The following is a 17,929-nucleotide window of genomic DNA, read 5'->3' as shown; positions in this document are numbered from 1 at the left end:
TGCACGTCCTTCGTCGATTGGATAAAAAAGATCGCGAAGCTTATGCCATGAGCGCGTCGGACGCACATGATGGATATCAATCGAGGGTGGGAGCCAACATGAAAACAGCGCAATTCCCGACGGGTGGGCGCGTGCTGCAGCAGCAGCGCACGCCGTCTGTCAGAGCGCTTGCAGGCAGTCGGCCAGGGTGTCGCCGAGGTCCTCGACGAGCTGTTCGTAGCCGCGTGCGCCGACCGTCAGGTTAACGCCGAGCACATCCAGCTCGGCCATCCGCACCGGCAGGCCGCGAGTCAGGGTTTCAGCCAGACGCGGGCGAGCCGGCGGCTCGCTGAACACGCAGCTCGGCCCGGCCTGCTGCAACCGCTCGCGCATCGCCGCGACATGCCGGGCTCCCGGCTGCGCCTCGCCGCCAGCACTGAACACGCCGGCATGACGCAGGCCGTAGGCGGCCTCGAAGTAGTCGTAGGCTTCGTGGAAGACGAAGAATGGCTTGCCCCGCAGGCCCTCGAATCGCTCGCCGAGGCGACCGTCGAGCGCCTCGAGGCGTTGCGCGAAGGCCGCGCTGTTGGCCTGATAGCGCGCCGCGTTGGTCGGGTCGGCAGCGGCGAGATCGCTGGCCATGCGCTCGGCGATTACCCGCGCATTGGCCGGCAGCAGCCACAGGTGGGCGTCGAGGCTGCCGGGACGGTGATCGTGGTCGTGCTCGTCTTCGTCGTGCGCAGCGGCGGTCTCATGCTCATGCGCGTCGTGCCCGTGTTCGTCGTGCTCGTCATGCTCCCCGGCCTCTTCGCTGGCCGGCGCGTCGCCGAAGTGCCGCAGCGTCAGGCCCGGCAGCTGCTGCACGGCGAGGGTCGCGCCGCTACGCCCTTTCAGCACCGGCGGCAGGAAGGTTTCCAGATCCGGGCCGATCCAATAGAACAGCTCGGCCTCGCGGATGCGCCGGACGTCGGACGGACGCAGCGCGTAGTGATGCGCCGAAGCGCTGGCCGGCAGCAGCACGTCGGGCGTGCCAACGCCGTCCTGTACCGCCGCGGCGATCAGCTGCAACGGCTTGATGCTGGTCAGCACGCGAATGTCGGCCTGGGCAACGGCGCTGCATGCAAGCAACGCGGCAAGCAGCGGGAGAGAGAAAAGACGCTTCACGGGTTATCACTCAGGAGGCTGGAAATGGTACATAATAACGTCTCCCCATCAGAACGTCGCCGCCCATGTCCAAGACTCCGCTGGCCTGCACGCCCCACGACCACGACCACTGCGTCAGCCATGCGCTGGCCGAAGCCGATGCGCTGTGCGCGCGCCAGGGCGTGCGCCTGACCGCGCTGCGCCGGCGTGTGCTTGAGCTGGTCTGGCAGAGCCACCGACCGCTCGGCGCCTACGACATCCTCGCCGTGCTGAGCGAGCAGGACGGCCGCCGCGCCGCCCCGCCGACCGTATACCGCGCGCTGGATTTTCTTCTGGAGAACGGTCTGGTGCACCGCATCGCCTCGCTCAACGCCTTCATCGGCTGCATCCATCCGGAGCACCCGCACCAGGGCCAGTTCCTCATCTGCCGCAGCTGCCACACCGCCATCGAGCTGGAGCAACCGTCCATCGCCGAGGCCATCGAGGCCGCGGCGCGCAACGTCGGCTTCGCCGTCGAAGGCCAGACCGTCGAAGTGGTCGGGCTTTGCACGCCGTGCCGGAGCGCGGCATGAGCGATACGCTGCTGCGGCTGGATGACGTCCACGTGCGCTTCGCCGGCCAGGACGTGCTGGAAGGCGCGCACCTGCAAGTGCACCGCGGCGAGATCGTCACGCTGATCGGCCCCAACGGCGCCGGCAAGACCACCCTGGTGCGCGTGGTGCTCGGCCTGCTCAAGCCGGAGCGCGGCGAGGTCTGGCGCAAGCCGAGGCTGCGGGTCGGCTACATGCCGCAGAAGCTGCATGTCGATGCCACGCTGCCGCTGTCGGTGCTGCGTTTCCTGCGGCTTGTGCCGGGTGTGGATCGTGCCCGCGCGCTGACGGCGCTGAGCGAGGTGGGCGCCGAACAGGTGATCGACAGCCCGCTACAGAAAATTTCCGGCGGCGAACTGCAGCGCGTGCTGCTGGCCCGCGCCCTGCTGCGCGAACCGGAGCTGCTGGTGCTCGACGAGCCCGTGCAAGGCGTCGACGTCGCCGGCCAGGCCGAGCTGTATCGGCTGATCGGCCGGTTGCGCGAGCGTTACGGCTGCGGCGTGCTGATGGTCTCCCACGACCTGCATCTGGTGATGAGCGCCACCGATCAGGTGGTCTGCCTGAACCGCCACGTCTGCTGTTCCGGCCATCCGGAGCAGGTCAGTACCGACCCGGCCTTCGTCGAGCTGTTCGGCCAGGACGCCCGCAGCCTCGCGGTCTATCACCACCAGCACGATCACCGCCACGACCTGCACGGCAGCGTGGTGATCGGCAAACCCCATGTCCACGGCCCGAACTGCAAGCACTAGACAGAGCCCCAGATGCCCGATTTCCTGCTCAACGCCCTGCTCGCCGGCCTCGCCCTGGCGCTGGTCGCCGGTCCGCTCGGCTCCTTCGTGGTCTGGCGGCGCATGGCCTATTTCGGCGACACCCTGTCCCACGCCGCGCTATTCGGCGTCGCCCTCGGACTGATGCTCGACGTCAACCTGACGCTGGCGGTGACCGTCGGCTGCGTGCTGCTCGCCCTGCTGCTGGTGACCCTGCAGCAGCGCCAGCCGCTGGCCTCGGACACGCTGCTCGGCATCCTCGCGCACAGCACGCTGTCGCTCGGCCTGGTGTCGCTGAGTTTCATGAAGGATGTGCGCGTCGACCTGATGGGCTACCTGTTCGGCGACCTGCTCGCCGTGGGGCCGAGCGATCTGGCCTGGATCATCGGCGGCAGCGCCCTGGTGCTGCTGATGCTGATTCCGCTGTGGCGACCGCTGCTGGCGATCACCGTGCACGAGGAGCTGGCCAAGGTCGAAGGGCTGCCGGTGGCCGGCATTCGCCTGGCGCTGATGCTGCTGATCGCCGTGGTGATCGCCGTGGCGATGAAGATCGTCGGCGTGCTGCTGATCACCTCGCTGCTGATCATTCCCGCCGCGGCCGCACAGCGCCATGCGCGCACGCCGGAGCAGATGGCCCTGGGCGCCAGCATCCTGGGTATCGTCGCGGTGTGCCTGGGGCTGACGCTGTCCTGGTACGAGGACACCCCGGCCGGTCCGTCCATCGTGGTCAGCGCCGCCGTGCTGTTCCTGCTCAGCTTCGCCTGGCCGAAGCGCGCATGACCGATCTCAAATACCTGCGCGGCTACCCTGAAGCGCTGCTGGCTCAGGTGCGCCAGCTGATCGCCGAGGACCGTCTGGACGATTACCTGCAACGGCGCTATCCCGGCCGTCATGAGGTGCAGAGCGACAAGGCGCTGTACGGCTACGTGCAGACGCTCAAGCAGGAGTACCTGAAAAGCGCGCCACCGATCGACAAGGTGCTCTACGACAACCGGCTGGACCTGACTCACCGCGCGCTGGGCCTGCATACCGCGGTATCGCGGGTGCAGGGCGGCAAGCTCAAGGCGAAGAAGGAAATCCGCGTCGCCGCGCTGTTCCGCGAGGCGGCGCCGGAGTTTTTACAGATGATCGTGGTGCACGAGCTCGCTCACCTGCGCGAGAGCGAGCACAACCGCGCCTTCTACAAGCTGTGCGAACACATGCTGCCCGGCTACGGGCAGATCGAGTTCGACCTGCGGCTGTTCCTGCACTGGCGGGAGCTGCAGGGCAGCTGAGGAGCCGCCCTGCGTGGATGGCTGCGGCCATCCACCCTACGCCCCGCTGGTACCGAAGCCTGCGTAGGGTGGAAAACTCGCGAAGCGATTTTCCACGCGTCAGTGCCTGGTTTGGCCTCATGCCGGACCTCGCGCCTCATCCGCGTGGATGGCTGCGGCCATCCACCCTTACGCTGACCCGTTACGCCGGGATCGCCGCCGCCGCGGCCTCACGCGCCCAGATGCGGTGCTGGCCGAGCGCCTGGGCGAAGTGGCCGAATACCCCATCGACGGCATCGCCCTCCAGCAGTCCGGCATCGGCGGTGAGGTTCAGCGATGCCAGCAGCGGCCGTGCCGCACCGAGCACCACGATGGGTTTCAGGTGCTTGTAGGCCTCCAGCAGGTAGTGCTTGGCCTCGCCGGACTTGGCCATGGCCGCCGCCGCATCGGCACCGCCGGGGACGAACACCGCGTCGAACATCACCGAGGGCATGCCATCCATCGCGGCGTCGACCGGCAGCATCTTGCCGTCCGCCGTTTTCACCGGCGCCGGTGACGGGCCGATGATCTTGGCCAGCGCGCCCTGCTCGGCCAGCTTGGCCTTGAACGCATCGATCGCCGCGCCATCGACGCCGGCAGACACCAGAATCGCCACCTTGCGCGACTTGATATTGCCCGGCACGTGGTTCATCAGACTCAGGGCCGGCGAGCTCTGCGGCGTCGGCACCTTCGGCGCTACGGTCGGTGCGCTCGGCGCCGGCAGGCCGAGGTTCTCGGCCACGCGGCGGGCCAGCTCCAGGTCGATGTTGGCGAGGATCTCGTTGACCTGACGCTCACGGATGAACACCCGCTCGACCTTGCCCAGCTCGAAGGTATAGGCGCCGATGATGTGCTCCTTCTCCGGCGCGCTCATGCTGTTCCAGAACAGCGTGGCCTGGGAGAAGTGGTCGCCGAAGGATTCGCTGCGGTTGCGAATCTTGTGCCCCTCGACCCGCTCCGGATAGCTCTCGAACCCGCCGCCCTGGGCCGCCGGCGGGGTTTCCTTGGGCCAGCCGCCATCGATGGAGTTGGGCTCATAGTTGGCGCGGCCCTTGTGGATGGTCTGGCGATGGAAGGCGTCGCGCTGGTTGTTGTGGAACGGGCACACCGGCCGGTTGATCGGGATTTCGTGGAAGTTCGGCCCGCCGAGACGCAGCAGCTGCGTGTCGGTGTAGGAGAACAGCCGGCCCTGCAGCAACGGGTCGTTGCTGAAGTCGATGCCCGGCACCACGTGTCCCGGGTGGAAGGCGGCCTGCTCGGTCTCGGCGAAGAAGTTGTCCGGGTTGCGATTGAGGGTCATCTTGCCGAGCTTCTGCACCGGCACCAGCTCCTCGGGAATGATCTTGGTCGGGTCGAGCAGGTCGAAGTCGAACTTGTGCTCGTCGGCCTCCTCGACCACCTGCACGCCCAGCTCCCACTCGAAGTAGTCGCCCTTCTCGATCGACTCCCACATGTCGCGGCGGTTGTAGTCCGGGTCCTTGCCGGCGATCTTCAGCGTCTCGTCCCAGACCATCGAGAACGCGCCGGCCACCGGTTTCCAGTGGAACTTGACGAAGCGGCTGACGCCCTCGGCGTTGATCATGCGGAAAGTGTGCACGCCGAAACCCTCCATCGCCCGGAAGCTGCGCGGAATGCCGCGGTCCGACATGGTCCAGAGCACCATGTGCGCGGACTCCGGGGTCAGCGAGACGAAGTCCCAGAAGCTGTCGTGCGCCGATTGCGCCTGCGGGATCTCGTTGTGCGGCTCGGGTTTCACCGCGTGGACGAAGTCCGGGAACTTGATCGCGTCCTGAATGAAGAACACCGGCATATTGTTGCCGACCAGGTCGAAGTTGCCCTCGTCGGTGTAGAACTTGGTAGCGAAGCCGCGTGCATCGCGTACCGTATCGGCCGAGCCGCGCGAGCCCTGCACGGTGGAGAAACGCACGAATACCGGCGTTTCCTTGCCTTCGCCGGCGAGGAACGAAGCCTTGGTCAGCCAGCTGTGGTCGGCGTAACTCTTGAACACGCCGTGCGCGGCCGCGCCGCGCGCGTGCACGATGCGCTCGGGGATGCGCTCGTGATCGAAGTGGGTGAGCTTCTCGCGCATGATGAAATCTTCGAGCAGCGAGGGTCCACGATCGCCGGCCTTGAGGGTGTTCTGGTTGTCGGCGATCTTCACGCCCTGATTGGTGCGCAGCGCCTCGCCGGTGGCGTCGCTGCGGAATGCTTCCAGCTGATCGAGCTTGGCGTTGTGATTGGCGCGGTCGACGGTATCGGTGCCGGCGAGCTCGCTCTGTTTGGGGGTCTTGTGCGTCATGATGGGCCTCGGTTAGCCGATTAGCTGAACCGCGAACGATCGAGCCGGGGCTGGCCAGATGCGTGATCAATTCACGGCGTACCGGTTAGTGACCCCGGCAACGGCTGCAAGGTTGCCGGCTGCGACGATTTGCATTGCCTATGGCAGCGATATATTCAGTCAATCGAATGGGCACATTCGAGCGACCCGCCCGGCAAACGGGTAGAATGCCCGGCTTTCGCCGAATATCCCGGCAACGAACGCCGCACCCACAAGGTTCGCCCGTGATCGAATTCCATCAAGTCCACAAAACCTATCGGACCGCCGGCAGGGACGTCCCCGCCCTGCAGCCGACGCAGCTGGAGATTGCCTCCGGTGAAGTGTTCGGCCTGATCGGCCATTCCGGCGCCGGCAAGAGCACGCTGCTGCGCCTGATCAACCGCCTCGAGGAACCCTCCGGCGGACGCATCCTGGTCAACGGCGAGGACGTCACCGCGCTGGATGCCGACGGTCTGCGGCGCTTCCGCCAGCGCGTCGGGATGATCTTCCAGCACTTCAACCTGCTGATGTCCAAGACCGTGGCCGACAACGTCGCCATGCCGCTACGCCTGGCCGGCAACTACTCGAAAGCCGATATCGACCGCCGCGTCGCCGCCCTGCTCGCGCGCGTCGGCCTCACGGACCATGCGCGCAAATACCCGGCGCAGCTCTCCGGCGGGCAGAAGCAGCGCGTCGGCATCGCCCGGGCGCTGGCCACCGAGCCGGACATCCTGCTCTGCGACGAAGCCACCAGCGCCCTCGACCCGCAGACCACCGCGCAGGTATTGCAACTGCTGGCCGAGATCAACCGCGAGCTGCAGCTGACCATCGTGCTGATCACCCACGAGATGGACGTGATCCGCCGCGTCTGCGACCGCGTCGCGGTGATGGACGGCGGCGCGATCGTCGAGCAGGGTCCGGTCACCGAGGTGTTCCTGCACCCCAAGCACCCGACCACCCAGCGTTTCGTCCTGGAAGACGAGGCAGTGGACGAAGGCGAGCAACACGACGATTTCGCCCATGTGCCAGGGCGCATCCTGCGCCTGACCTTTCAGGGCGATTCGACCTACAAGCCGCTGCTGGGCACGGTCGCCCGTGAAACCGGGGTCGACTACAGCATCCTGTCCGGGCGCATCGACCGCATCAAGGACACCCCCTACGGCCAGCTCACGCTGGCGCTGATCGGCGGTGACATGGCGGCGGCGATCAGCCGTCTGCAGGCCGCCGACGTGCACGTGGAGGTATTGCGCTGATGGATGCGTTGTTCAGCTCTTTGTTAGGGAATGTGGACTGGTACGAAATCTGGCTGGCCTCGCTGGACACCCTGCTGATGCTCGGCGGCTCGCTGCTGTTCACCATCCTGCTCGGCCTGCCGCTGGGCGTGCTGCTGTTCCTCGCCGGTCCGCGTCAGCTGTTCGAGAACGGCCCGCTGTATGCGGCGCTGTCGTTTGTGGTCAACGTGCTGCGCTCGCTGCCGTTCATCATCCTGTTGATCGTGATGATCCCGTTCACCGTGCTGCTCACCGGCACCTCGCTGGGCGTGGCCGGGGCGATTCCGCCGCTGGTGGTGGGCGCTGCGCCGTTCTTCGCGCGGCTGGTGGAAACCGCGCTGCGCGAGGTGGACCGCGGCATCATCGAGGCCACCCAAGCGATGGGCGCCACCACCCGGCAGATCATCTTCAGCGCATTGCTGCCGGAGGCGCGGCCGGGCATCATCGCGGCGATTACCGTCACCGCCATCACCCTGGTGTCCTACACCGCGATGGCCGGTGTGGTGGGCGCCGGTGGTCTCGGCGACCTGGCGATCCGCTTCGGCTACCAGCGCTTCCAGACCGACGTGATGGTGGTCACCGTGGTCCTACTGCTGGTGCTGGTGCAGGTACTGCAAAGCGTCGGCGACCGGCTGGTCACGCATTTTTCGCGCAAATAACCGCAACCAGGGCGAGCGAACCATCGCACCCCGCTCAACTCCTGAAGGAACCGAACGATGAAGAAACTGATTGCCGCCCTGGCTACCGTTGCCGCCTTCTCCGCTCAGGCGGCCGAAGAACTGAAAGTCGCCGCCACCGCGGTGCCGCACGCCGAGATCCTCGAGTTCGTCAAACCCAAGCTGGCCGAGCAGGGCGTGGAACTGGAGATCAAGATCTTCACCGACTACGTGCAGCCGAACATCCAGGTCGCCGAGAAGCGCCTGGACGCCAACTTCTTCCAGCACCAGCCGTACCTGGACGAGTTCAACAAGGGCAAGGGCACCGATCTGGTCAGCGTCACCGGCGTGCACATCGAGCCGTTCGGCGCCTACTCCAGCAAGTACAAGTCGCTGGACGAGCTGCCCGACGGCGCCAACGTGGTGATTCCCAACGACGCCACCAACGGCGGCCGCGCGCTGCTGCTGCTGGCCAAGGCCGGGGTGATCACGCTGAAGGAAGGCGCCGGCATCACCGCCACGCCGAAGGACATCGCCGACAACCCCAAGCACATCAAGGTGCGTGAGCTGGAAGCCGCGACCCTGCCGCGCGTGCTGACCCAGGTCGACCTGGCGCTGATCAACACCAACTACGCGCTGGAAGCCAAGCTGAACCCGATCGAGGACGCCCTGATCATCGAAGGCAGCGACTCGCCTTACGTGAACATCCTGGTCGCCCGGCCGGACAACAAGGACAGCGCCGCCATGCAGAAGCTGGTCGAGGTGCTGCATAGCCAAGACGTCCTGCAATTCATGGCCGAGAAGTACGCCGGTGCGGTGGTGCCGGTGTACTGAACGCTAGCGCTGTGACCGAAAACCCCGCCGCGGCGGGGTTTTTCATGTCCGCAGCTCAGGGTTGCGCCTCGGCCTGACGCAACGCCTGCTCGACCTCGCGCTCCAGCGCGTAAGCGGGGCTTTCCACGGCGCGGTGATCCAGCGTGTAGCGCCGCGCGAATTCGGCCACGCCCCAATCCAGATACTGTTCGACGTGCTTGAGCTCATGCGCCCACAGCGCGAGGTTGTCCTGCGCGTCCGCCGGTCGGCGGAACACGATGACGTCGATCAGGGTGACGGCGTTGACGTCCGGGTTGCGCAACAGCGCGTTGCCGGCATCCAGCGCAACCTGGTCGCCAACGCGAAAGCGCGCCGTCTCCAGCACCGCCAGGTCGAAGTAAGGCTCCAGTTGCAGGCGCAAGTGCAGCGGAATCGGCTCGGCGCCGGCGGCGATCAGCTGCTCGCGCGACTGCTGGATCCAGCTCTGCAGCGCCAGCGCGCTCATCTGCTGCACGCGCTCGAGCACCACCTGGGCGTCGGTGGCCGCGCCGGGCACGCAGAAACAGTTGCCGCCCAGACAAAGCGGCTGCTCGCCGGACGGGCAGCTGGTCTGTGCCGGGACGGCGGCGCTGCCCAGCGCCAGCAGCGTGAGCAGGCCTCGGGTCAGGCGAAGGAACGGCTTGAGCGACACGGTGGTTCTCGCAGAGGGGAGGCGATCGGCGCCGCGCACTATAGCGGCGCGGCGCCGGCCCGCGAAGGGCCGCTCAGATCACCGGCGAGGCCGCGCTGACCACACGCAGGGCGAGGCCTTCGTAGGGATCGAGGTTGAGCGTCAGCTCGCAGTTCTCGGTCAGATCGCCCTCGACCCGCTCGTGGATGATGTCGACCACCGGCCCCGGCGCGACGCCGGGCAGGCAGATCGTCTCGCTGATCGGCGCGGCGCCGAAATTCAGCGCGGTGAGCTGTACGCCCTTGCCGGCCGGCAGCTCGTGGACCATCACCAGCAGGCCCGGCGCCTGAACGTCCGGAATCAGGATCTGCCGGCTGGCGGCGATGTCGTAGGCGCGCCGCACACTGAGGATGCGCTTGAGCTGGCAGGCGAAGGAACCGGGGTTCTGCAGCTGCTCGACGAGGCTGCCGTACAGCGCGCGAGCACGCGGCAGGCCCTCGGCGGAGGCCTCGGCCTCGGGCGCAAGATCGGCCAGGTCATAGGCGCCGCGGTTGATCCAGCGCGTGTCGCCGTCGCCCATCAGGTGCGCGACCTGCCCGGGGGCCAGCGGCAGGGCGCCGACCAGATCCCAGCCGGAGAGGGCGAACACGCCTGGCTGCATGGCGTTGAACATCACCAGCAGGAGGTGCAGACGCTGGATCTGCTCGACCTCGGCCGGGCCGATGGCGTCCAGGTCGCGGATGCCCAGCGCGGCGGCGATCAGGCTGGCGCTGGTGCAGGCCACGCCATTGGTGACGAACTTGAGGTTGTAGGGCGCCTGCTCGCCGGTCAGGCGTTCGTACATCTCCTCGCGGATCAGTTCGCGCAGATGCCCGCCGGGCAGCGTCTGGCCGCGGAAGTGGTAGTGGTCGTAGGCGTGCAGCGTCCAGAAATGCACCAGCTCCAGAGTCAGCTCGTCGTGGTTCTGCAGCGCGTGGATCAGCGACGCCGGGTCGATGCCGATGGTGTGCATTTCCCTGAGCATCAGCCGCAGGAATTCGCTGTCGCCGGTGAGCAATGCGTGCTGGTAGGCGGGGCGGGTGATGAAGTCGTAGGACAGGTCGGCGCCGCCGTGGGACATGGCCGCGATGTCGTCCAGGGTCAGGTTGAGCTCCTGGAAGCTGAAGCCGCCGGCTTTGCGGATCATGCCGGCGATCAGCTGGTTACCGGTCACCGACAGCGGGTGGCTCTCTGACCAGGCGCTGCCTTCGGCACGCCGCTCGACACCGAGAAAGCCGTTGGCGTCCAGCCGCAGCACGCGCGCGCCGCCGACGTCGATGGCGTGCAAGGCATCGCCGATGATCAGCTGCTGCGCGGCGAAGGTCGGGTCGAGCCAGTTCAGCGACGGCTGGCCTTCCTTGAAGTAGTGCAGATAGACCCAGCGGCGCACCTTGCCGTCGACCCCGATGATTTCGCCGGTGGCGCTCCAGTCGGTGTCCTTGATGCCGGGCTCGAAGAAGATCACCCGTTGCAGCTGGCCGACGATGTAGTGCTTTTCCTTCAGGCGGTCGACCACTGGCGGCAGCAGGTTCACCGCGTCGCGCTCCGGCGGCACCTCGGGCAGCAGCGCCCAGTCTTCCTCGCGGATCTCCACCATGTGGTAGAGGCCGGGATAGTCCTCGTAGGCCATTTCGGCGAGGCGGAAGTCAGCGCCCTTGCCGGTGTGCGCCGGGACGATGTCGTCGATCACCACGGCGTTGTGCGCGGCGGCGACGCGGCTGAGCTGGAGCATCTGCTCCTCGCTGCCGAGCGCCGGGTCGATGTCGAAGCCGATGCGGTCGAAGTTGCCATCCACCGTGGGCGTGTACTCGCGGCCGCGCAGGCCGCCGGAGCGTTTCATCGGGCCGTTGTGGATGCCCTGCACGCCGAGCTCGGACAGCGCGCTCCACAGCCGTTCGTCACCCAGCGTCTGCAGCACCGAGGCGCCGTCGGCGGTGATGATTGCCGCCGGGTAGGCGGTGAACCACACCGAGGCGATCGCGCTGGCATCGCGCGGCCGCGCCTGAGCGTAGGGGCGCTGCCAGAGGCGCGACTGGCCGGCGTAGAGGCGCGCGCTCTGGCGCGCCGCGTGCAGCATGGACTGGTCGACCAGCCACTGGATGTAGGCGTTGTCCGGGTTGCTCATGCGTCGATCCGTTGGGGCAAGACAGGGGCGATGTAGAGGTTGGAGTCGAGCGCCTCGCCATCGTTGCATCCTGCCTGCCTAACGTGACGACGCAGCCGCCGCCTTGGCCCTGACCTCCGCCCGCCGCCGCGGCTTGCGCCGCAGCCGCCGCCAGCCGAGCAGCACGCCGCTGGCGCCGAGCAGCAGCACCCCGGCGCTGCCCGCCAGCAGCAGGCAATCGCGCAGCCACGGGCGCTGCAGCAGCGGCAGCCAGTCCCAGCTGTGCAGCAGCTTGAACACCCAGCGCACCGCACGCCGGCGCTCGTCGAGCTGCTCGATGACCATGCCGCTGTAGGGATCGATGTGCAGCCAGGTCGCCGCCGGATCGTCGAAGCGCACGCGCAGCACTGGCAGGCGCCGCGGCAGGTCGCTGTAGAGGCTGGGTTCGCTGCGCGCGTAGTAGTGCCGGTCGGCCTGCTCGAGCCAGTCGAACTGTGGCGCCTGCTCGGGCCAGGCCTGCTGCACGGCGCGCTCCAGCTCGGCGCGCGGCAGGCGCAGCCGCGCCGCAGCGGCGTCGCCCAGCGCCAGTACGCGCGTTGCGCCGTAGGCATCGCGGCCGAGCAGATACGGCTCGCCAGCGAACATATACCAGTCCAGCTCGACCGCCTCGATACCGGCCGCGCGCAGGCGCTGCAGGCTGGCGCGCAGCTCGCCGGGCAGGGCACCGGCCGCCAGCGGCGCGCCAGCCAGCGCCCCGGCATTGATGCCCGAACGGTTCTGGAACATCCCCCAGGGTTCCATCGACAGCATGCCGCTGAGCAGCCAGACCAGCAGCACGCCGCCGCCAAGCAGGCCGCCGAGGTGATGCACGCGGCCGGCGCCGCCGGGGTAGGGCGAGCGCGAACCGTTGCGATAGCGACCGGCGAAGCGCCAGCGCAACACGCCGATCAGCAAGCCGAGCAGCACCATCAGCCCCGCCAGCAGCGCGCCGTAGATCAGCGCAATGGCCCAGGCGGCCTTGGGTAGCACCTCGCGCAGCGGATACAGCCAGTGCAGCCAGGCGCCCAGATAGTTCCAGGCACGTTCCTGCGCGGTCGCATCGCGTACCACCAGCCCGCTATGGCTGGAGACGTAGAGCAGGCGGCCTTCGGCATCCGAGCTCTGCACGCGGTACAGCGGTCGCTCCCGCGCCAGCGCGTGGTTGCGCGTCCAGGCGTCCTCGTCGATCAGGTCGATGAGACGAACCGCGGCGCCGTCGGAGAACTGCCGCGCGCTGGCCAGCGCCTCGGCCGGACCGATCCGCTCGATACGCCGGCCGCTCTGTGCATCGACCGCGACCAGCGGACCCTCGCCATAGTCGAGCAGGTAACGCGGCGAGCCACCGGCGCTGGTCAGGCGCAGACGGCTCGCTGGGCGTGCGCCGCCCGCGGCCGCCAGCGCCACCCCGGGTGCGACGCAGCAATCGCCGGCCAGCGGTGCCAGCCGCGCCAGGTGCTCGGCGCTGGTCAGCTTGGGATAGCCGACGTAGAGCATCACCATGCCGCTGACGATCCACAGCAGCACGAACACGCCGAGGACGATGCCGAGCCAGCGGTGCGCCAGGAACAGGTAGCGCTTCATGCCGCTCAGAAGTCCAGGGTCACGGCGGCGTACAGCGCGCGGCCGTCACCCGGCGCATGCAGCGACTGCACGCCGTCGTACCAGACGTACTCGTAGTAGCGATCGGTGAGGTTCTTCAGCTGCAGGTCGACGGCCAGCTGCTCGGTCAGCTGGTAGTTGGCACCGAGGTTGAACAGCACATAGCCGCCGTAGGTGCCCTGGGTGTTCTCGCGCTCGAGGTAGTAGTCGGTCTGGCCGTTGAGCCAGGCGCTGAGCTGCAGGTCCGGCGTCGCCTGGTAGGTGCTGCCGGCCGAATACAGGCGCTGCGGCACGTGATCGATCTCCTGGCCCTGGCTGGCCGGCAGGCTCGGGTCGGCTTTCTCGATCTCGGAGAACTGCCAGGAGTGCGCCAGCCACAGGCTCAGCTCCGCGCTCGGGTAGAGGTTGAGCTGGGCGTCGTAACCCCAGCGACGCGTCTGCCCGAGGTTTTCCGATTCGCCGCTGGGGTCGTTGAGCCGGCGCCGCACTTCGTCGGAGGCGACCTGCTCCCAGTAGGCGATGCGGCCGTCGAGCCAGGGCGTCGGGTTGAACTTGAGGCCGGTTTCCCAGCCGTCGTTGATCGACGGCGACAGGTCGGTGGTGCGCGGCGGCACCTTGTACGCCGCGGCGCCGGTGCCGATCTGGAAGCTGCGGCCCCAGTTGCCGTAGAGGCTGAGCGCCTTCACCGGGGTGTAGACCAGGCTGATCTTCGGCTGCTCGATGCTGCCGTAGTCGTTGATCGAATAGTCCTTGCCGGTCAGCTCGTCGGTGTAGTCGCCCTCGATGCGATCGACGCGAAACGCCGGGATGAGCTTCAGCGACTCCACCGGCTGGATCACCGCCTGCAGGTAGGCGCCGTAGCTGTCGTAGTCGAAGCGCTGGTCGCGGGTCTGCGTCACCGGCTCGCGTTCGACGGTGGTAAAGCGCTCGCTGCGGTTGCGTTGCTGCTCGGTGTCGAGCCCGCCTTCGAGGGAAAAGTCATGCAGCCAGGCCACCTCCGGACGGTAGGTCAGCGAGCTGCGCGCACCGTAGTGGCGCTCCTCGGTGGTGCGCTGCTGCTGCGGCGCCGACTGCGAGAAGCGCACCCAGCGGTCGTCGTCCAGGGTGTTGAGCCAGACCTTGGTGGCCCACGACAGATCGGTGGCCAGCTCGCTGTCCAGGTGCAAGCTGAGCTGGTTCATCTCGCGCTCGCCCATGTCGGTGGCCGACAGCGCGTAGGACTCGCGCGGCGAGCGGCGCGCATCCTCGCGTGACAGGTAACCCGGCTCGTTGGCATCGGCCTGGTAGTGGCGGGCGATCAGGCCCAGGCGCCAGGCGGCGGCGTCCGGTTGGTAGAACCACTTGCCGGACAGGCTGGTGCGCTCGGCGTCGGCGTGGTCGCGATAGCCGCCGCTCTTCTGCTGGCCGATGAAGTAGTTCTGCGTCCAGTTGCTGCCCTCGATGCCCTTGGCCACCTGCAGTTCCTGGGTGTCGAAGCTGCCGTAGCGCAGCCGCGCCTTGCCGTATTCGCCGCCGGTGCGCGAATGCACGGTGACGTTGCCGGCGATGTTGTACAGGCCGTAGCGCGGGTCGTTGGTGCCACGCACCACCTCGATGCCGTCGATCTCCAGCGGGAACAGCATATCCAGGTAGGGCATGTTGCCGTCGTTGCTGTTGCTCGGAATGCCGTCGATCAGCAGCTTGACCGCGTTGACCTCGCCCTCGCCATTGAAGCCGCGGAACGACAGCTTGCCGGAGCTGGTGCCCTGGCCGAACTCGGTGAGCATCACGCCCGGCGCGCGGCGGAACAGTTCCCAGCTGTAGAGCACCGGCTGCTGCTCGAGGATGTCGCCGCCGAGCAGGTCGACCGAGCTGATGACGCTGCTGGTCTGCAGCGGACCGCTGCCGTCGGCGGTGACGGTGCTGCTGCCCAGACTCAGGGCGGAGTCGGCGCGGTTGTCGGCGTGCGCCATTGCGCAGAGCGACAGCAGGGCCGAGCTGGCCAGCAGGCAGGGCAGGGTGGAGTGGCGCGGGGCGCGCGGGTGAAAGACCATCGATGAGTTTCCTTGAAGCGATTCGTGTCCCGACGCTCAAACGCCGGGTGATCGGGTACGGGCGCGCGGCCACAGCCGCGGCGGCAAGTACGGTTCGATGAACGAAAGGGCCGGTCGGCCCGCTTCAGGCGAGGGGGGATGCGCGCGGGTTGAGCGCCGGCCATTGCTGGCGCGGCGCTGGCAGCGATGCGGGCTCGGCGGGCAGGCGCACCCGCAGCAGGGCATGTGGATCGGGCAGCGACGGCGTGGCACTGGGCAGAACGGCGAGCCCGGCGAAACCGGCACCGCAACAGCACTGCGGCATGCTGGCGTGGTGCGCAGCCGGCCCGGAATCGTGCTGATCGGCCGCCGCCTGCGCATGGCCGGCATGTTCGAGCTGCTGCGCCAGCGGACAGTAGCCGCCCCAGCCGAGCAGGCGCTTGGTCTCGGCCGACAGGCTGCCGGCAAGCGGCATCGCCAGCAGATGCAGGAGCATGGCCGCGAGGGCAATCCAGGCTGTCGTACGGCTACGGCGCATGAGCGATCCGCGAGTGGAGGAGGCGAGTGATCTTAAGAATTAATATCAACTAATGAAATTGCGCAAACGCAAGAAATTCGCGCGGAGGCTTCGCAGGGTGCGGCATTGCGTCGCAGATGGGACAGGGCTAGAGTGAAATCGAGCGCGGCATTCGCAAGCCGCCTCGTCCACGCCACCCGCAGTGTCCTGCGGATGATGGCCGAGCCCTCTGGAATAAGGATCGCAGCCATGAAATCGTCATCCCCACTGGCTTCCCTGTTGATCAAACGCCCGCTGGGCGTGGTGTTCTGGCTCTATGGCGTGATCCCCAGCCAGATTCTCTGGGGCATGGCGCTGTTCGCCTATTTCAACGGCGCCTCGCTGGCGACCAACCTGCTGATGTTCGGGCTGATTCTCGGCTACACGGCCTGGATCATCATGGAAATCTGGCTGTGCGCCGACAACGTGCGCAACAGGCTTTATGGCGACATGGCGCGACTGCTGACCGCCGCCTGGGCGATCAATAGCGTGCTGCTGGTGTTCTTCCTGTTCGTCCAGCGGCTCGGCTCACTCTGAGCCGGCAACCATAAAAAAACGCCGCGATGCGGCGTTTTTTCATTTCTCCATCCTGCTACTGCGCGGCCTGCAGCATCTGTTGGCGCTGGGCCATCTTCTGCTGCTTGTAGGCCAGCGCCGCCGCCGGCACCGGCGTGACGGCACCGGTCTCGACCCACTTCTTCAGCCGGTTGGCGTCGGCCATGTGCGTGTACTTGCCGAACGCATCCAGCACCACGAAGGCCACCGGGCGCCGATTCATGGTGGTGCGCATCACCAGGCAATGACCGGCGGCGTTGGTGAAGCCGGTCTTGGTCAGCTGGATGTCCCAGTTGGGCTTGCGCACCAGCGCGTTGGTGTTGCGAAAACCGAGGGTGTAGCTCGGCTTGCGGAACGCCACGGTCTTCTCGGTGGTAGTGCTGAACTGCTCGATCAGCGGGTAATGCTGGCTGGCGCGGATCAGTTTGACCAGATCGTTGGCGCTGGAGACGTTGCGTTCGGAGAGCCCGGTCGGCTCGACGTAACGCGTGCTGCTCATGCCCAGCGCCCGCGCCTTGGCGTTCATCGCCTGGATAAAGGCGCCGTAGCCGCCCGGGTAATGGTGCGCCAGGCTGGCCGCCGCGCGGTTCTCCGAGGACATCAGGGTCAGCAGCAGCATGTTGCGCCGGCTGATCTCACTGCCCAGGCGCACGCGCGAGTAGACGCCGCGCATCTCGACCGCTTCGCGAATGGTGACCGGCAGCACCTGGTCCAGCGGCAGCTTGGCATCGAGCACCACCATCGCGGTCATCAGCTTGGTCACCGAGGCGATCGGCACCACCAGGTCGGGATTGCTCGAATAGAGCACTTCACTGGTCCGCAGGTCGACCAGCAGGGCGCTGCCGGATGCCAGTTCCTGCTGGCCCTTGGGCGCGGCGCAGGCCAGCGTGGCCAGCACGATACCGCCGCATCCCAGCAGCAGCCCCAGGAACGATTGACGTAGCTTCACGGATTTCACCCACAGAAAGGTTCGGAAACGGGACGCGCCGCAACGACAGACGCGGCGCGCAGTATATGCGCGCCCCAGGCGGACCGCAGCTTTCGCGTGCGATGCGCCGAGGCGCCACGCCGAGGCCGCAAGCATCGACTACGCTGAGCGTAGCGCGGCCAGCTCAATCGCGCCGCCCCGTCCCCGGGCGGAGTGGCACCTTTGGTAGGGCGCAGAGTCCAAATTGGCTCACATCGATTGCAGGGGAGGCCTCACATGTCGCGATTCAGCCACACACCCACCACGCGTGCCGAAGTCCAGCACGAGATCGATACCCTCATGCGCGCCCTAGACGAGCTCAGACACGACGCCACGCGCGGCTCCCGCCACGGTCTGCAGGATCTGCGCTCGCGCGCCGAAGCGCTCTGGCACGACGCTCACTGGGACGAACACTGCGCCGACCTGTCGCGGCGGACCCGCGATGCCGGCCGCATGGCCAAGGACTGCGCCCGCGCGCATCCGTGGACCACGGTGGCACTGGCCGCCGGTGCCTGCGCGTTGATCGGCTATCTGGTCACACGTCGCTAAAAGGACGGCCG

17 protein-coding genes are annotated in these 17,929 nt (G+C 67.3%); 9 read left to right on the top strand and 8 right to left on the bottom strand.

Going from position 1 to position 17,929, the window contains the following annotated elements; translation table 11 throughout:
• Positions 1-159: 159 nt before the first annotated feature.
• On the bottom strand, positions 160-1,143 hold the full coding sequence (locus U8L64_RS01825) for a zinc ABC transporter substrate-binding protein (protein WP_333393498.1): 984 nt from the start codon (positions 1,141-1,143) through the stop codon (positions 160-162).
• Between the two features lie 65 nt (positions 1,144-1,208).
• Between U8L64_RS01825 and zur the strand changes: the two genes are divergently transcribed.
• The 4 genes from zur to U8L64_RS01805 are packed head-to-tail and all read left to right on the top strand — an operon-like array spanning position 1,209 to position 3,753.
• Positions 1,209-1,694, top strand: coding sequence for a zinc uptake transcriptional repressor Zur (zur, locus tag U8L64_RS01820; protein ID WP_043294884.1), 486 nt, complete (start codon positions 1,209-1,211; stop codon positions 1,692-1,694).
• Positions 1,691-2,461 (top strand): zinc ABC transporter ATP-binding protein ZnuC, encoded by a 771-nt coding sequence (gene znuC / locus U8L64_RS01815; RefSeq protein WP_156715872.1) that lies wholly within the window; start codon positions 1,691-1,693, stop codon positions 2,459-2,461. The genes zur and znuC overlap by 4 nt, the downstream gene beginning before the upstream one ends.
• Positions 2,462-2,473: 12 nt before the next feature.
• Complete coding sequence (znuB, locus tag U8L64_RS01810; protein ID WP_333393494.1) at positions 2,474-3,259, top strand: zinc ABC transporter permease subunit ZnuB; 786 nt, start codon at positions 2,474-2,476, stop codon at positions 3,257-3,259.
• Positions 3,256-3,753 (top strand): YgjP-like metallopeptidase domain-containing protein, encoded by a 498-nt coding sequence (locus U8L64_RS01805; protein ID WP_043294886.1) that lies wholly within the window; start codon positions 3,256-3,258, stop codon positions 3,751-3,753. Before znuB ends, U8L64_RS01805 begins: the two co-directional genes overlap by 4 nt.
• A gap of 181 nt (positions 3,754-3,934) precedes the next feature.
• Here U8L64_RS01805 and katE read toward each other — a convergent pair whose 3' ends face one another.
• Positions 3,935-6,070, bottom strand: a complete 2,136-nt coding sequence (katE, locus tag U8L64_RS01800; protein ID WP_333393492.1) for a catalase HPII — start codon at positions 6,068-6,070, stop codon at positions 3,935-3,937.
• A 263-nt stretch (positions 6,071-6,333) separates the two neighbouring features.
• Between katE and U8L64_RS01795 the strand changes: the two genes are divergently transcribed.
• From U8L64_RS01795 to U8L64_RS01785, 3 genes are read left to right on the top strand one after another with little or no spacing between them, the layout of a single operon-like run.
• Positions 6,334-7,341 (top strand): methionine ABC transporter ATP-binding protein, encoded by a 1,008-nt coding sequence (locus tag U8L64_RS01795; RefSeq protein ID WP_333393490.1) that lies wholly within the window; start codon positions 6,334-6,336, stop codon positions 7,339-7,341.
• On the top strand, positions 7,341-8,018 hold the full coding sequence (locus U8L64_RS01790) for a methionine ABC transporter permease (RefSeq protein ID WP_333393488.1): 678 nt from the start codon (positions 7,341-7,343) through the stop codon (positions 8,016-8,018). The genes U8L64_RS01795 and U8L64_RS01790 overlap by 1 nt, the downstream gene beginning before the upstream one ends.
• 57 nt (positions 8,019-8,075) lie before the next feature.
• Positions 8,076-8,849: a MetQ/NlpA family ABC transporter substrate-binding protein gene (locus U8L64_RS01785; protein WP_043294890.1), complete on the top strand. Its 774-nt coding sequence runs from the start codon at positions 8,076-8,078 to the stop codon at positions 8,847-8,849.
• 55 nt (positions 8,850-8,904) lie between these two features.
• Here the strand turns inward: U8L64_RS01785 and U8L64_RS01780 are convergent, their stop codons facing one another.
• The 5 genes from U8L64_RS01780 to U8L64_RS01760 form a co-directional block, all read right to left on the bottom strand.
• The gene (locus tag U8L64_RS01780; RefSeq protein ID WP_442965263.1) at positions 8,905-9,519 is read right to left on the bottom strand and encodes an eCIS core domain-containing protein; all 615 of its coding nucleotides are present in this window, start codon (positions 9,517-9,519) and stop codon (positions 8,905-8,907) included.
• 73 nt (positions 9,520-9,592) lie between these two features.
• Positions 9,593-11,662: a maltose alpha-D-glucosyltransferase gene (gene treS, locus U8L64_RS01775; protein ID WP_138300753.1), complete on the bottom strand. Its 2,070-nt coding sequence runs from the start codon at positions 11,660-11,662 to the stop codon at positions 9,593-9,595.
• Positions 11,663-11,740: 78 nt separating this feature from the next.
• A complete protein-coding gene (locus U8L64_RS01770) occupies positions 11,741-13,261 on the bottom strand; it encodes a PepSY domain-containing protein (protein ID WP_333393485.1) in 1,521 nt (506 codons plus the stop codon).
• A gap of 5 nt (positions 13,262-13,266) precedes the next feature.
• Positions 13,267-15,312: a TonB-dependent receptor gene (locus U8L64_RS01765; RefSeq protein ID WP_442965262.1), complete on the bottom strand. Its 2,046-nt coding sequence runs from the start codon at positions 15,310-15,312 to the stop codon at positions 13,267-13,269.
• Between the two features lie 124 nt (positions 15,313-15,436).
• Positions 15,437-15,829 carry a DUF2946 family protein gene (locus tag U8L64_RS01760; protein WP_138300750.1) on the bottom strand — a complete coding sequence of 131 codons (393 nt, stop codon included), beginning with the start codon at positions 15,827-15,829 and terminating at the stop codon, positions 15,437-15,439.
• A 228-nt stretch (positions 15,830-16,057) separates the two neighbouring features.
• On the opposite strand from U8L64_RS01760, the gene U8L64_RS01755 reads away from it, so the two are divergent.
• A complete protein-coding gene (locus tag U8L64_RS01755; RefSeq protein ID WP_043294895.1) occupies positions 16,058-16,384 on the top strand; it encodes a hypothetical protein in 327 nt (108 codons plus the stop codon).
• Between the two features lie 55 nt (positions 16,385-16,439).
• Here the strand turns inward: U8L64_RS01755 and pbpG are convergent, their stop codons facing one another.
• Positions 16,440-17,351 (bottom strand): D-alanyl-D-alanine endopeptidase, encoded by a 912-nt coding sequence (pbpG, locus tag U8L64_RS01750; protein ID WP_138300749.1) that lies wholly within the window; start codon positions 17,349-17,351, stop codon positions 16,440-16,442.
• 255 nt (positions 17,352-17,606) lie between these two features.
• On the opposite strand from pbpG, the gene U8L64_RS01745 reads away from it, so the two are divergent.
• On the top strand, positions 17,607-17,918 hold the full coding sequence (locus tag U8L64_RS01745; protein WP_043294896.1) for a DUF883 family protein: 312 nt from the start codon (positions 17,607-17,609) through the stop codon (positions 17,916-17,918).
• The last annotated feature ends 11 nt before the right edge of the window (positions 17,919-17,929 follow it).

This window comes from Pseudomonas sp. FIP_A4, from assembly GCF_036701605.1.
Taxonomy (GTDB): Bacteria; Pseudomonadota; Gammaproteobacteria; order Pseudomonadales; family Pseudomonadaceae; genus Stutzerimonas; species Stutzerimonas phenolilytica.
Note: the sequence above shows the minus strand (reverse complement) of the source record. Positions and strands in the feature narration are given on the sequence as shown.